Here is a 13,550-nt window from a genome sequence, read left to right as displayed (position 1 = left end):
AGGGATCCCCGATGACCGCTCCGACCCGAACCACCGGCACCGAACGCGAACTGCTCGAGACCATGCTCGACCAGGCGCGCGCCGACCTCGTCGACACGGTGCGCGGACTGTCCGAAACCGACGCCAGACGCCGGCTCGTACCGTCGCTGACCACCCCGATAACCCTGATCAAACACGCCGCGTACGCCGAACGAATGTGGTTCCAGCGCACGCTCGGACGGCTCGCCGACGCCGACTGCGACGGTCCGCTGTGGGCACATGGCGGTTTCCATGTGGACGAGGCGGAGACCGTGGCCGAGGTGATCGCGGAGTTCGAACGCGCGAGTGCCCGAGCCCGGTCTGTCGCAGCGGGGATTCCCCTGGACGAGACCCGCGAGCACCCGCGCGTGGGAGTTGTCAGCCTGCGCTGGATCTACCTGGCCATGACCGCCGAGTTCGCCCGGCATGCCGGCCACGGTGACATCCTGGGCGAGCAGATCCGGGCCGGGGCCGGCGTTTCCGTGGATTCACCGGTACAGCTCAGCTGACGGTGACGTCGACGGTGACCGGGATGTTGCCACGGGTGGCGTTGGAGTAGGGGCACACCGCGTGCGCGGCCGCGACCAGCGAGTCGGCGGCGGCCTGCTCGATGCCGCCCATTTCCACGTGAAGTGCGGCGGAGAGGCTGAAACCGCCCTGCTCGGTGCGGTGCACGCCGATCTCGGCAACGACCGCCGAATCGGTGAAACCTATCTTCTGTCCGGCGGCGACGGCCTTCAATGCGGAGTGGAAGCAGGAGGCCCAGCCGGCGGCGAAGAGTTGCTCCGGGTTCGTCGCGCCCCCCGGCCCGCCCATTTCCCGCGGGATGGCGAGGGTGAGATCGATGAGCCCGTCGTTGCTGGCCGCGCGGCCTCCGGCGCGCCCGTCTCCGGTCGAGGTGGCGATTGCGGTGTAGACGGATTCGGACATGATTGTTCTCCTTCGGTGGTGAGGGTGCTACTGCGTGTGGGCCGGCGCGGATTCGGCGGCCATCGGCCGGATCCGGCCGATGGCCGGTAGGTGTGGTCAGGTGCCGGGAGCGGCCCGGCGGGGTCTAGGCGAGGAGGCTGACGGCGGTCGGCTCATCGCGCCCGTGCCCCGCGGCGGTGCAGGCGGATCGCCGAGATCAGGAAGAAGATGCCGCCCAGCGTCGCGTATCCGGCGAGGGGGGTGAGGGACGCGTTCGGTGCGCCGGCGCCCGCGACAAAGCTCGCGCCGGCGAGGGCGGAGATTCCCCCGCTCAGGATCATCGCCCACTGGCCACCGAGCCGGTACCGCGCGATCGCGACGATCGACTGCACGATGCCCGCGGTGATCGCCCAGGCGCCCCACACCCGCAAGACATCGGGAATGCCCGAGGTGACGGCCGCGGCCAGTCCGACGGCGGTGAGCAGGCTCAGGGCCATGTTGAGGTACAGCGGCGCCTTCGGACGCGCGGCGCCCGAGGTGCGGAAGTCGATCACGGCCGCGGCCACGTCGAACAGCGGGTAGAGCACCAGCAGGGCGATGCCGAGCGGGGTGAGTGTTGTCGCGGCGGCCCCCAGCATCAGGACTGCCCAGACGACGGCGAATCCGAAGCGGGCGTAGTACAGGTTCCGCAGCCCCTCGGTGCTGCCGACGGCGTCGGCACCGGTCACACCGGTCTCGATTGAACTGGACATCAGACTCTCTTTGGATGGTCGAGGCGGTCGAGGTGCGACTGCCATGAAGAAAGAACGATCGGTATACCTGAAGTCTGGCGGGCGTCGGTCCGTCTTGTCAATACCGATCGTTCTTTCTGCTAGTCTTGGAGCGAGGGTTGGCGAGAGGGGAGGAAGTCGGATGTCGGAAGCGCGCGCGCGACTACTCGACACGGCGAGCGGACTGTTCTACTCCGAAGGGCTTCATTCGGTCGGCGTCGAGCGCATCATTGCCGCCGCCCAGGTGACGCGGGCGACCATGTACCGGCATTTTCCCGGCAAGGACGACCTCGTCGTCGCCTATCTGACACAGGCCGACGAATCGATCCGCGCGCAGGTCGAGGCCGTACGCCGCGAGAACCCGTCGCCGGTCGACGTCGTTCGAGCCGTCGGGCGGGCCATCGCCGACAGCATCCGGGGCCCCGGGTTTCGCGGATGTGCGTTTCTCAATGCGGCGGCCGAATACCCCGACCCCGACCATCCGGTCCACAGAGCCGTTCTCGCGCACCGGCAGTGGTTCCTGGACACCGTCACCGAGATCCTCGCCGATGTCGGCGATACCGATCCGGCACCCGCTGCCCGGCACTTCGTGATGCTGCGCGACGGCGCGATGGCGGCCGGGTGTCTGACCGACCCGGACCCGATTTGCGAGACGTTCCTGCTCGGCATCGAAGGACTTCTGGATGCCCGCGAGCGCACTCGTCGGGAACCGGTCACATAGTTCTGCCGGTGATCGGGCCTGTCGACGGTCGGCTTCGATCGGCCGATCTACAGCTCAGGTGAGCGGAGGGTCGGGGAGGGCGGTACGGCGGACGGGTCCGTCACGAGGCTGTTGTACAGGCGGCGGAGGTCCAGAGTGTCGCCCGGGCCGGTCCGGGTGGGTTCGGTGCGGTCGACCTGGCGGTGCAGGGCTTCCATTTTCTCGTCCAGCTGGGTGGCGACCTCGGCGGCCTGGGCGAGGTCGCTGCGGAGGTTCGGGGGGACCTCGCCGCGGTATTTGTAGTAGATCTTGTGCTCGAGGCTGGCCCAGAAATCCATCGCGATGGTGCGGATCTGGATTTCGACCGGGATGTGTTCGGTGCCGTGCGAGCGGAAGACCGGGATCGAAACGATCAGGTGCAGGCTCTGGTAGCCGTTCGGTTTGCGGTGGGTGATGTAGTCGCGTTCCTCCAGGACGGTGATGTCCTCCTGGCCGGCGAGCATATCTCTGATCACGGTGATATCGGAGATGAAGCTGCACACGACGCGGACCCCGGCGATATCGAGGATGTTGTCGCGGATGGCGGCCAGGGTCATCGGGTACTTCTTGCGCTGGACCTTTTCCATGACGCTTTCGGGGGATTTGAGTCGCGATCCGACGTGTTCGATGGGGTTGTACTCGTGGGTACTGTTGAAATCCTCGCGCAGAATATTGATCTTGGTGGTGATCTCGTCGATCGCGAATTTGTAGCCGAGCATGAAGTCGAGGAACTGTTCGCGGAGCGCGCGCACGTCGTCGACGGTGATCGGGCCCGCACCGGAGGCGCCGGTGTCGGCGGACGGGCTCGGCTGCCATGGTCTCATTGGCTCCATTGTGCCGTTGCCTGCGATTTTGCCGCCACGCCGGGTGAGGCACACCACGATCGTCTCGGCGTTCGATCGGTACGGCCGATACTGGGGCGGAGGTGCCGGCGGGAGTGTTCGCCGGTGATCATGTGGTGCGCGTGGGACCTATCCCGAGGAGATCTCGAGCCGATCTCGGCGGGGTCGGTCGAAAAACGAAGTGTTTTCCCGGACCGCCGGTAACGGTTTCATAAATCGGAGGGCTGGGAAGGCTGTAGATATGACTGCGATTCGGAACCAGCCCGCCCGGGTCGTCGGTGTCGAACGGGGAACGGCGGTCCTGGCCGCGTTCACCTGCGTGGTGTTCTCCATCGGAATCACCGTCCTCGCCGGCTCTGCACTGATCGGTGTCGCCGTGACCGCGGCACTGGCCGCGGGAATCTGGCTGACCTCGAAAATCCTTCCCACCAACTGATTCCGCTGCGGAACCGAGCCGGGAGGCGGCACCGGAACGCGTCGTGCGGGTTCGGCTCCCGCGGAGGTCACGCCGGTATCGTGGCCGGAGTGAGAGTGCCGGACCGGCCGTTGCGGCGGGCCCACAGCGCTCGTGCGAGCGCCGAACCGGCGACATGCGCGCGGCGGGCGCGCCCGACAGTGGCCCGCTCGCTGAATACCGTGAAGTCGAGATCCTCGATCCGGTCGAGGATCTCGCCGTAGAGCACGGCTGCGGTTGCCACGCAGGGTCGTGAAATCGGGTGCAGCAGGTCGATGCCCGGCAGGGCACGGGCATACCACCGGCGGGCGACGGCGTGCTGGGCGGCCAGCGCCGCACGGACGCGGGTATCGGTGCGCCGGTGATCGCGGCACCAGTGCAGCAGGTCGCGGTCGACGCGGAAGGCGGCAAGTTCATCGGCCGGTAGGTACACCCGCCCGCGGTCGAGGTCTTCGGCCACATCGCGCAGAAAGTTGGTGAGCTGGAACGCTTTACCGAGCGCCGCAGCGTACGGGGCGGCCTCGGACTGTGGGCAGACGGCGCCGAGGACCGGCAGCACCTGCAAACCGATCACTTCGGCCGATCCGTACACATAGCGGTCCAGGGCCGGGCGGTCGGGGTAGCCGGTGACGGTCAGATCCATCCGCATGGAGTCCAGAAAAGCTCGGAAGAGACCGTTGTCGAGGTGGTATCGCGCCACGGTGTGACCCACCGCGGCGACAACCGGCTCTCCCCGCCCGGGGGTATCGAGACCGCTCAACAGTTGCCGGGTCAGATCGTCCAGGCGTGCCCGGGGCGTTCCGGCGCCGGGATCCGGTAGGTCGACGATATCGTCGGCCCAGCGGGCGAAGCCGTAGAGGGCGTGGATCGCGGGGCGTTGTGCGGGGGCGAGCAGGCGGGTGGCGAGGAAGAAGGTGCGGCCGTGGCGGGCATTGAGGTCACGGCAGTGCCGGTAGGCCCGGCGCAGGCGCGGGTCGGTGATCGCGGCGGCGTCGAGTTCGGTGCTGATCACGAACGGATACCCCCTGTGCTCATGGGTGCTGCCGCGCGGTCGGTGGCCGGCGAGCCGGTGATGCGGTCGGCGGCCAACCGCCCCGAGATCAGCACCGGCGGTACACCGACCCCGGGGACGGTCGAACTGCCCGCGAGGACGACGTTGTCCAGGCCGCGGATCATATTGGCCGGCCGTAAGGGGCCGGTCTGTGACAGCGTGTGCGCCAGTGCGAAGGGGCTGCCCGCGAGCATGCCCTGGCGCGCCCAGTCCGCCGGTGTGATCACGTGCAGGATGTCCACGCCGGTCAATGGAGTGGGCAGGCGCTGGTTCACCGTGGCGACGAGTTCGTCCGCGTAGGCGGGCCCGAGACGGTCCCAGTCGATCGGTGCCCGTTCCAGGTTGGGTGCGGGCGCGAGGATCGACAGCAGCTCGCGCCCGGGCGGTGCCAGCAGAGTATCGGTGGCGGTGGGGCGCGTGACGAGCAGTGACGGGTCCCGCATGGGCTGCCCACGGGTGAGGATGTCGTCGAAGGTCTGCCGCCACGCGCGCCCGAACAGCAGCGAATGGTGTGCGAGATGTGGGGCGGGATCGCTGCCGAGGTGAACCACTACGGCCGAAGGTGCCGCGATGGGCCGCTGCGGGCGCCGTGATCGGTGGCCGATCAGCCGGTAGGCGTGATGCAGTTCGGTGGTGACGACGACCGCGTCGCAATCGATATCTCGTCCGTCGGCAGTGGTGACGGCCTGGACCCGGGACCCCGAACGCCGGGTGGATTCCGCGGTGACGCCGAAGTGGAAGCGCACCCCGGCGGCGGTCGCGGCGGCGGCCAGGGCGTCGGGTAGCGCGCGCATTCCGCCCAGCGGGAAGAAGACTCCGCCGATGGTGTCCATGTAGGCGATGACGGCGTAGGCGGCCAGCGCACGCTGCGGCGGGACTCCGGCGTAGAGGGACTGGAAGGTGAAGAGCCGGCGCACGTCGGGGTCGCGCAGATGGCCGGCGACCGCCCGGTCCCAGCGGCGCAGCCCGCCGGCCAGGATCAGTTGCCCGGCCGCCGGGGTCACCAGCGACAGCGGTGAATCGACGTTGGCGGCGATGAAGTGATCGAATTCGGTGCGGTAGAGGTGGGTCAGCCAGTGCCGCAATTTCAGGTAACCGTCCGCCTCGCGGGTGCCGGCGAATTCGGCGATCGCCTGGGTCATCGGTTCGGGACCGGTGTGCAGGTCGAGGGAGCGGCCATCGGCGAAATGGGCCCGGTAGGCCGGGTCGATGGGCTGGAGGCGCAGATGATCCTGGGTGTTCGCGCCCACGGCGGCGAACACCTCGTCGATCAGGTCGGGCATGGTGAGCACGGTCGGTCCCAGATCGAGGCGGTAGTCACCGATATCGGCGCGGGCGGCGCGCCCCCCGGGGACCGGGTCACGCTCGAGTACGGTGACCGCGACCCCGCGGCCGGCCAGGTGGATCGCGGCCGATAGTCCGGCCAGCCCCGCGCCGATCACCACAACGTGATCACAGCGACCTGCGACGCCCCGCATCGTCTTCTCCTCTCAGAATTCGCGGACGGTACACCGGGCGGCCATGCCGTCCAGTAGCTCGCGCCGGTCTTCGGGCAGCGGTGCGGCGGCCAGTGCGTGGCGGGCCTCGGTGACCCGGTTGTCGATCATCGCCTCGATGCGCGTCGGGGCGCCGGTGGCGGTGATCAGGGCGCGGACCCGCGCGACCTCGGGTATGCCGAGCGTCGGCGCCTGCAGCAGGGTGCACAGTTCGCGATGCAGGCGCGAGCCGGCCATTTCCGTTGCCGCCACGATCACGGTGGACGCCTTGTGCTGGGCGATATCGTTATCGGGCTTTCCGGTGACCTCCGGGAGGCCGTAGACGCCGAGGATGTCGTCGCGTAGCTGGAAGGCTTCGCCGATGGCCCGTCCGTACTCGGCCAGCGCGGCCGTCACGTGCCGATCACAGTCCGCCATCGCCGCCCCCAGGACGAGGGGCCATTTCACGGTGTAGTCGCCGGATTTGGCGCGGGCGATCGCCAGCACGGCGTCCAGGGTGGGCGCGCTGCGGATATCGTTGCTCAGGTCGGCGAACTGCCCCAGGGCCAGCTCGATTCGCATGCGGTCGTAGTGGGGCCGGACCCGCGCCAGCGCGGGCTCGTCCATTCCGCTCTCGCGCAACATCTGCTCGGCCCAGATCAGGCATATGTCACCGAGCAGTGTGGCCGCGGATTCGCCGAAGCGGCGCGGGCAACCGGGCAGTCCGTTGCGCCGGTGCCGGTCGGCGAGCCGGCGGTGCGCGGTGGGTTCACCTCGGCGCCGGGCGGACTCGTCCATCACGTCGTCCTGGAGCAGCGCGAACGCGTGCAACAGTTCCAGTGCCGCGCTGGCTCGCAACGCCGTGTCGTCTTCGGTGGCGCCGCACAACCACCCCGCGTACATGAAGGCCGACCGCACGCACTTGCCGCCGCCGACGTATTGCCACAGCACATGCTGCACCGCCGGCCGCACGGCAGACTCGACGGATCTCCGCTGGACGAACTCGGCCAGCTCGGCCAGTACCCGGGCACGGACCGTCTGCTGCCACTCGGCTGTCGGCTGCCCGGGTAGCCCGGCCGCTCCGCGGGTCCTGGTGCGCTCTGCGCGCCTGTGCTCTGCGCGCCGGGATCCCACGATCTGTGTGTCCATCACAGCTCCTCGACTCCATCGCGTGGTGTGGGTCACAACCCATTCTAAACCTTTTTCGATGCAAAAGCGATGCGAGGTCAGCGGGCAGGTACAGACCGGACGATCTCGCCGAGCGCGTCCTCTCGCGAGTCGACCCGGCGGGCGGCGGGGAATGCGGCGGTCACCGGCCCGCCGGGCCCGGCGAGCAGCAGGCGGGCCGGTGGGGGCATCCCGGCGGAATCGGGGCCGGTACTGCCGTTCGCTCCGTCTGTGACCACAGCACCACCACCGGCTCGCGCGGCTGCCGGACGATGGCGGCGGCCAGTCCCTCCGCGGGGAGCGCGGCGCCGAGCGGCAGCGCCGGTATGCCGGCTTCGGTCAGCGCGGCCCGCAGTACTTCCAGCGGCAGGACATGGTTCTCGCCGGCGGTGCAGGGCCCAGCACCGCCACGTCGCTCGGCGTGTAGTACCGGTGCTCACCCGGGTTGCGGTGGGGAGGTCCCAGGCCGTAGCGCCGGTTCCAGCTGCGCAAGGTCGCCACCGGAATGTCCAGAACCTGGGCCACCGTGCCGACGGTGAACCCGATCGCCGCATCGTCTGTCGGATCGGTTTCGCGCACCGCTGCACACACCTTTCCCGCGCCGGACAGCCGGCTGTGCCTCCTCTCGGGTGCCGGCCGGTTCCGGGACCGCGGCTGCCGTCGCCGTCTCGGGGCCGATCCCGGAATTCCGCCCGTGATGCTCACGCTAGTCGCCTAATGATGCGAAATCGATTCACATCGTACTGGGTGGCCGGCGCACGATCCGATCGTCGGCAACCGGTCGATCCCGCCCGCGAATTGCTCGTGGTGAGCCCGCCGATTTTCACTCGGTGACCGCAGCGGGGGTGCGATGATCTCGGTCGTCGGCCGGTTCGTCACGAGGGTGACCGCCGTCCGTCACGGCGTCCGGGGACGGTGGTCTCCGGACGGCGAGAGGGCACCCGAGGAAACGCGTATCCGCTATCGAAGGTGTCCGCACCACTGATCGAACGGCGTAGGGAACGAGAGCGTAGTGGGCGGAACAGATCGGTTGTTCGGCATTCTCCGGCCGAGCCTGCCGGTGGTCGATTTCGACGAATGGAGCCGGGGGACCCGGGCGGAGAAGCTCCGGCCGATGGCACGGCACTGGGCCGAGGTCGGTTTCGGTACGCCGGTGCTGTTGCACCTGTGCTATGTCGTCAAAATCGGCCTCTACCTGCTCGGCGGGTGGTTGTTCGCGCTGACGACCGAAGGTATCGACGGATTCACCGCGGTTGGTACCTGGTGGTCGGAGCCGATCGTCTTCCAGAAGGTCGTACTGTTCACGATGCTGTTCGAGGTGGTCGGGCTGGGCTGCGGGTTCGGGCCGCTGAACAACCGGTTCTTCCCGCCCATGGGTTCGATCCTGTACTGGTTGCGGCCGGGCACCATCCGCCTGCCACCCTGGCCGGATCGGGTGCCGGGTACCCGGGGCACCCGCCGCACGCTGTTCGAAGTGGTGTTGTACGCGGCGCTGCTGATCATGCTGCTGGTGGCGCTGGTATCGAACGGAACCGGACCGGACGCGGCGCTCGATACGACCGTGGGTGTTCTGCCGGTCTGGCAGATCGCGGCGGTACTCGGGTTGCTCGCAGTGCTGGGACTACGCGACAAGACCATCTTCCTGGCGGCGCGCGGTGAGGTGTACGCGGCACTCGCGGTGACGTTCCTCTTCGGCGGTGCGGACCTGATCGTCGGCGCCAAGATCGTTTTCGTCGTCATCTGGATCGGTGCGGCCGTATCGAAGCTGAACAAGCATTTCCCGTTCGTGGTGTCGACGATGATGTCGAACAGTCCGGTGGTGCGGCCCAGGGCCCTCAAAAGGCTGTTTTTCGAACGTTTCCCCGACGATCTGCGGCCGGGCCGGTTGTCACGGTGGTTCGCCCACGGCGGCACCGCGGTCGAGATGGGTGCGCCGCTGGTGCTGTTCTTCGCACACGGCGGCTGGCCCACGGCCGTCGCCGCCACCGCGCTGATCGGCTTCCATCTGGTGATCCTCACCGCGATACCGATGGGCGTACCCCTGGAGTGGAACGTCTTCATGATCTTCGGTGTGCTGACACTGTTCGTCGCACACGCCGATGTGGGCCTCTCCGCGGTCGGCAACCCGGTGCCGTTGGTACTGCTGCTGATTGTTCTCGCCGGGGTCGTCGCTGTGGGGAACCTGTTCCCACGCAAGGTGTCGTTCCTGCCCGGGATGCGCTACTACGCGGGCAACTGGGATACCACGCTCTGGTGTATCCGGCCCTCGGCCGACGCGAAGATCCGGGCGGGGATCGTCGCCGTCGCGACCATGCCCGCCGCGCAGTTGCAGCGGTTCTACGGCAGCCCGGAGGCCGCGCAGATCCCGCTGTACCTCGGCTACGCCTTCCGGGCCTTCAACACTCACGGCAAAGCGCTGTTCACGCTCGCGCATCGGGCGATGGCCGGTCACGACGAGGCCGACTACGTCCTGACCGACGGCGAGCGCATCTGCTCCACCGCGCTCGGCTGGAACTTCGGTGACGGTCATCTGCACAGCGAGCAATTGATCGCCGCCTTGCAGCAGCGTTGCGGGTTCGAGCCGGGAGAGGTCCGGGTGGTGCTGCTGGACGCGCAGCCGATTCACCGGCAGACCCAGCGCTACCGGCTCGTGGACGCGGCGACCGGGGAATTCGAGAGCGGTTCGGTGCGGGTCGCCGATATGGTCGTGCGTCAGCCGTGGGACGACGATGTGCCGGTGTACCCGGATCACCGGCCCTGACAGGGGTGCGTGCCGGTTCCTGTCGGTCCCAGGTGTCAGGCTGAGCGAATGACACCTGCTGTCCGCGCGGTGCACGAGACCATCACCGCGATCACCCCGCTCGACGAGCTGGAACGTACCCAGCTCACCGAGGCCGCGAACTGGGTGGCGCGCACCGGCGATATCTTCCGCCGCGCGAAACCGGCCACGCCCGCGCGTCATCTGGTGTCCTATGTCGTGGTGGTCGATCCCGCCGGTGACGCCGTATTCCTGGTGGACCACATCAAGGCCGGCCGCTGGCTCCCACCGGGCGGGCATGTCGAACCCGGTGAACACCCGGCCGTGACCGCGCGCCGGGAAGCCGAGGAAGAACTCGGCGTCACGGCCGACCTCGGTCTCCACCATGAACCAGTGTTTCTGACGATCACCACCACCGTCGGAATCGACGGCGGCCACGAGGACGTCAGTCTCTGGTACGTCCTCGTCGCCGATCGAAGCACCGAGTTCGTCCTCGACCCGGGTGAGTTCCACTGCGGCCGGTGGTGGCGGCTCGATGAGGTGGCCGGCGCGGATCCGGCACGGTTCGATCCGCACTTCCCTCGGTTTCTCACCAAGCTGCAGCGCATCAGTGACGTCACCAGGGCGCTGCGGCCTCCGGTTCGGTCGGTGGCGGAAGAGCTTCCGCGGTCGCTGTCGTAACCCGGTGTAGGCGCTTCGGAGTCGGGTGCCTTCCGGGCCCGTCGACCGGTCGCGGTCCCGGGTGGATCGGCGAAGTCGCGCGCGACGGTGGTGGGCTGCCGCGCGAACTCGCCGTCGGCTCTGCCCGCGCCCCCGCGTGTCTAGACTGACCTGCGTGTTGTACGACGGAATGATCGGGTCCTGGACCTGGCACGCACGGCAGCGCATCGCGGTGGGCGGCGCGCGGACCGTTCGCGGTGCCACCGGTGGGGTACGGCATGCGGAAGTGGGGTACTGATGTCGACGCGATCCGAATCCGAAGGAGTACTTGTGCCGGCTGTACTGGGGCGAGCCCATGACCGCGCCGAGGAGTTGGCCGCGATCGCCGAGCGTACGGGTCTGCAGGTGGCGGTGGCGGAATCGCTGACCTCCGGCCAGCTCGCGGCGGCGCTGGGCGCGGCGAGCAATTCGGGGGAGTGGTTCCGCGGCGCGGTGGTGGCCTACAGCCGGGCGGTGAAGCACCGGGTGCTCGGCGTACCGGAGGGGCCGGTGGTCTCCGAGCCGGCGGCCCGGGCGATGGCCGAAGGGGTGCGGACGCTGTTCGAGGCCACACTGTCCGTGGGAGTGACCGGGGCCGGCGGTCCCGACCCGCAGGACGGGCAGGAGCCGGGTTCGGTGTGGTTCGCCGTCGCGGTCGAGGGCCAGGTCACCGCGACGTTCCGGCTGTTCGAAGGCGAACCCGCCGAAATCCTGGACCAGGTGGTCGATCACGCGGTCGAGCTGCTGCTCGACGCGGCGAAGGCACTGCGTGCCTGATCCGGGCCGCGGGTCCCACTCGGTCGTGCAGTCCTACCCCGCCGACTCGGCGCCGTGATCCGCAACACCGGAAAGTGGGTCATCCGCGTCCGCCGGGGGTGCGGTCGATACAGTCGAAGCGGTGCGCACCGATCGGAAACTCGTCGTCCTCGTGGCCGCCCTGGGTCTGGCGCTGGCCGGTTGCTCCTCCGCGCCGCCCGAGCCGGATACCGTCGCCGAGCGCTTCACCGAGGCGCTCAACAGCGACGATGTCGGTGCGGCCGCGGCACTCACCGATGATCCGGCGCGGGCCGGTGAAACGATCGGCTCCCTCTACGACGGATTGGGCAAGGAGGCGACCTTCGCGGTCGCCGGGGTGCATGAGGACACCTTCACCCTCGAAGCGACCTGGAAACTGGGGCCCGAAGGCGGCAAGGAATGGAAGTACACGACCACCGGCACCGCCGGCGAGACCGACGACGGCTGGAAAGTGCACTGGAACCCGGCCACCGTCGCACCGGGGCTCGATACCGGGCCGCTGAGCTACGCACCGGTGTACCCGCCGCCCGCCCGGGTGCTGGACGCCGCGGGCGGTGAGCTCATGGCCGAGCAGGTGGTGACGCTCGTCCAGTTGGCGCCGGGCGCCGATACCGCCGCCGCGGCGGCCCTGCTCGCCCCGCTCGCCCCCGGGATCACGCCGGCCTCCCTGGATGCCGAACTGGCTGCCGCGCAGGGCAAACCGGTGACGGCGATCAGTCTCCGCGAAGCCGATATCGCACCGGTCCGGGACGCGTTGACCGCTGTCCGCGGGGTCACTCTCGCCCCCCAGACGCGGTTGCTGACCACCGACAAGGCGATATCCGCCCCGACTCTGTCGGGACTGAGCGAACTCTGGCAGCAGCAGGCCGACGACGCCGCCGGCTGGGCGGTGCGCGCGCAGACCGCGGACGGCACGGTGCGTATCGCCGGCGCGGACCCGCGACCCACCACCGATATCGGCTCCACCATCGATATCGGGCTGCAACGGGCCGCGGAAACCGCGCTGGACCCGATCGGCACCCCCGCGGCGATCGTCGCGGTACGCCCCTCGACCGGCGAGATCCTGGCGGTCGGGCAGAACGCCGCCGCCGACGGCGCGGGGGCGATAGCGCTCACCGGTCTGTATCCGCCGGGCTCGACCTTCAAGACGGTCACCGCCGCCGCGGTGCTGGACGCGGGACGCGCCACCCCCGGCACTGTGCTGCCGTGTCCGGGCGTCGCCGACATCGAGGGTCGCCGCATACCCAACGACGACAGTTTCGACCTGGGCCAGGTCCCGCTGCACACCGCGTTCGCCCACTCCTGCAACACCACCATGGCCGGGCTCGCCGTCACGCTGCCTCCGGACGCGCTGCGGACCGCCGCCGAGCGGCTCGGACTCGGGGTGGACTACGTGACGCCCGGGCTGACCACGGTGACCGGCGGCGTTCCGGTCGCGCAGAGTCCGGCGGAGCGGGTGGAGGCCAGTATCGGGCAGGGCCAGGTTACGGCCTCACCGTTCGGAATGGCGCTGGTCGCCGCGTCCGTCGCCCACGGCACCACCCCCGCTCCGGTACTGGTGACCGGTTCGCCGGGCGTACCCGACCGGACCCCGCCGCCGCTGCCCGCCGCGGTCACCGGCGATCTGAAAACCATGATGCGGGAGACCGTCACGGCGGGCACCGCCACCCGGCTGGCCGATATCCCGGGTCTGCTCGGTAAGACCGGCACCGCGGAATACGGTGACAACAGCAGCGCGCACGGCTGGTTCATCGGTATCCAGGACGATCTGGCCTTCGCGGTGTTCGTTGCCGACGCGGGTAGTTCCGGTCCCGCCGTCGAGGCGGCGGGCCGGATGCTGCGGGCACCGCGCTGATCACGGGGCCGCATCCGG

Annotated in this window: 16 protein-coding genes; 8 read left to right on the top strand and 8 right to left on the bottom strand. The window is 69.1% G+C overall.

What is annotated here, in order from left to right:
- Positions 1 to 11 precede the first annotated feature (11 nt).
- The gene (locus tag NF4_RS20435) at positions 12 to 527 is read left to right on the top strand and encodes a DinB family protein (RefSeq protein ID WP_063128931.1); all 516 of its coding nucleotides are present in this window, start codon (positions 12 to 14) and stop codon (positions 525 to 527) included.
- On the opposite strand, the gene NF4_RS20430 is transcribed toward NF4_RS20435, so the two are convergent.
- Entirely contained in the window at positions 520 to 948 is a 429-nt protein-coding gene (locus NF4_RS20430) for an organic hydroperoxide resistance protein (protein WP_063128930.1), read from the bottom strand. The two genes, NF4_RS20435 and NF4_RS20430, sit on opposite strands and share 8 nt — an antisense overlap.
- 152 nt (positions 949 to 1,100) lie before the next feature.
- A complete protein-coding gene (locus NF4_RS20425; RefSeq protein WP_063128929.1) occupies positions 1,101 to 1,679 on the bottom strand; it encodes a hypothetical protein in 579 nt (192 codons plus the stop codon).
- Positions 1,680 to 1,722: 43 nt separating this feature from the next.
- On the opposite strand from NF4_RS20425, the gene NF4_RS20420 reads away from it, so the two are divergent.
- Entirely contained in the window at positions 1,723 to 2,418 is a 696-nt protein-coding gene (locus tag NF4_RS20420; RefSeq protein WP_232330575.1) for a TetR/AcrR family transcriptional regulator, read from the top strand.
- 47 nt (positions 2,419 to 2,465) lie between these two features.
- On the opposite strand, the gene NF4_RS20415 is transcribed toward NF4_RS20420, so the two are convergent.
- Entirely contained in the window at positions 2,466 to 3,260 is a 795-nt protein-coding gene (locus NF4_RS20415; protein WP_157120466.1) for a GTP pyrophosphokinase, read from the bottom strand.
- 259 nt (positions 3,261 to 3,519) lie between these two features.
- Between NF4_RS20415 and NF4_RS20410 the strand changes: the two genes are divergently transcribed.
- Positions 3,520 to 3,714, top strand: a complete 195-nt coding sequence (locus NF4_RS20410; RefSeq protein WP_063128927.1) for a hypothetical protein — start codon at positions 3,520 to 3,522, stop codon at positions 3,712 to 3,714.
- A gap of 67 nt (positions 3,715 to 3,781) precedes the next feature.
- On the opposite strand, the gene NF4_RS20405 is transcribed toward NF4_RS20410, so the two are convergent.
- The 5 genes from NF4_RS20405 to NF4_RS20385 form a co-directional block, all read right to left on the bottom strand.
- Positions 3,782 to 4,744, bottom strand: a complete 963-nt coding sequence (locus NF4_RS20405; protein ID WP_063128926.1) for a phytoene/squalene synthase family protein — start codon at positions 4,742 to 4,744, stop codon at positions 3,782 to 3,784.
- Complete coding sequence (crtI, locus tag NF4_RS20400) at positions 4,741 to 6,261, bottom strand: phytoene desaturase family protein (protein ID WP_063128925.1); 1,521 nt, start codon at positions 6,259 to 6,261, stop codon at positions 4,741 to 4,743. The genes NF4_RS20405 and crtI overlap by 4 nt, the downstream gene beginning before the upstream one ends.
- Positions 6,262 to 6,273: 12 nt before the next feature.
- Positions 6,274 to 7,407 (bottom strand): polyprenyl synthetase family protein, encoded by a 1,134-nt coding sequence (locus NF4_RS20395; protein ID WP_084533275.1) that lies wholly within the window; start codon positions 7,405 to 7,407, stop codon positions 6,274 to 6,276.
- A 77-nt stretch (positions 7,408 to 7,484) separates the two neighbouring features.
- Complete coding sequence (locus NF4_RS20390; RefSeq protein ID WP_063128924.1) at positions 7,485 to 7,664, bottom strand: hypothetical protein; 180 nt, start codon at positions 7,662 to 7,664, stop codon at positions 7,485 to 7,487.
- A 100-nt stretch (positions 7,665 to 7,764) separates the two neighbouring features.
- A complete protein-coding gene (locus NF4_RS20385) occupies positions 7,765 to 8,004 on the bottom strand; it encodes a MerR family transcriptional regulator (protein WP_063128923.1) in 240 nt (79 codons plus the stop codon).
- A 433-nt stretch (positions 8,005 to 8,437) separates the two neighbouring features.
- On the opposite strand from NF4_RS20385, the gene NF4_RS20380 reads away from it, so the two are divergent.
- The 5 genes from NF4_RS20380 to NF4_RS20365 all read left to right on the top strand — a co-directional run bounded on the left by NF4_RS20380 (position 8,438) and on the right by NF4_RS20365 (position 13,532).
- Positions 8,438 to 10,186 (top strand): DUF3556 domain-containing protein, encoded by a 1,749-nt coding sequence (locus NF4_RS20380; RefSeq protein WP_232330574.1) that lies wholly within the window; start codon positions 8,438 to 8,440, stop codon positions 10,184 to 10,186.
- 48 nt (positions 10,187 to 10,234) lie between these two features.
- Positions 10,235 to 10,864, top strand: a complete 630-nt coding sequence (locus tag NF4_RS20375; RefSeq protein WP_063814648.1) for an NUDIX hydrolase — start codon at positions 10,235 to 10,237, stop codon at positions 10,862 to 10,864.
- A gap of 154 nt (positions 10,865 to 11,018) precedes the next feature.
- Complete coding sequence (locus tag NF4_RS39810) at positions 11,019 to 11,141, top strand: hypothetical protein (RefSeq protein WP_269749641.1); 123 nt, start codon at positions 11,019 to 11,021, stop codon at positions 11,139 to 11,141.
- A gap of 32 nt (positions 11,142 to 11,173) precedes the next feature.
- Positions 11,174 to 11,659 carry a CinA family protein gene (locus NF4_RS20370; RefSeq protein ID WP_232330573.1) on the top strand — a complete coding sequence of 162 codons (486 nt, stop codon included), beginning with the start codon at positions 11,174 to 11,176 and terminating at the stop codon, positions 11,657 to 11,659.
- A gap of 121 nt (positions 11,660 to 11,780) precedes the next feature.
- Complete coding sequence (locus NF4_RS20365; RefSeq protein WP_063128922.1) at positions 11,781 to 13,532, top strand: penicillin-binding transpeptidase domain-containing protein; 1,752 nt, start codon at positions 11,781 to 11,783, stop codon at positions 13,530 to 13,532.
- The last annotated feature ends 18 nt before the right edge of the window (positions 13,533 to 13,550 follow it).

It is taken from the genome of Nocardia fusca NBRC 14340, assembly GCF_001618425.1.
Lineage (GTDB): Bacteria > Actinomycetota > Actinomycetes > Mycobacteriales > Mycobacteriaceae > Nocardia > Nocardia fusca.
This window is presented reverse-complemented; position numbering and strand designations above follow the sequence as displayed.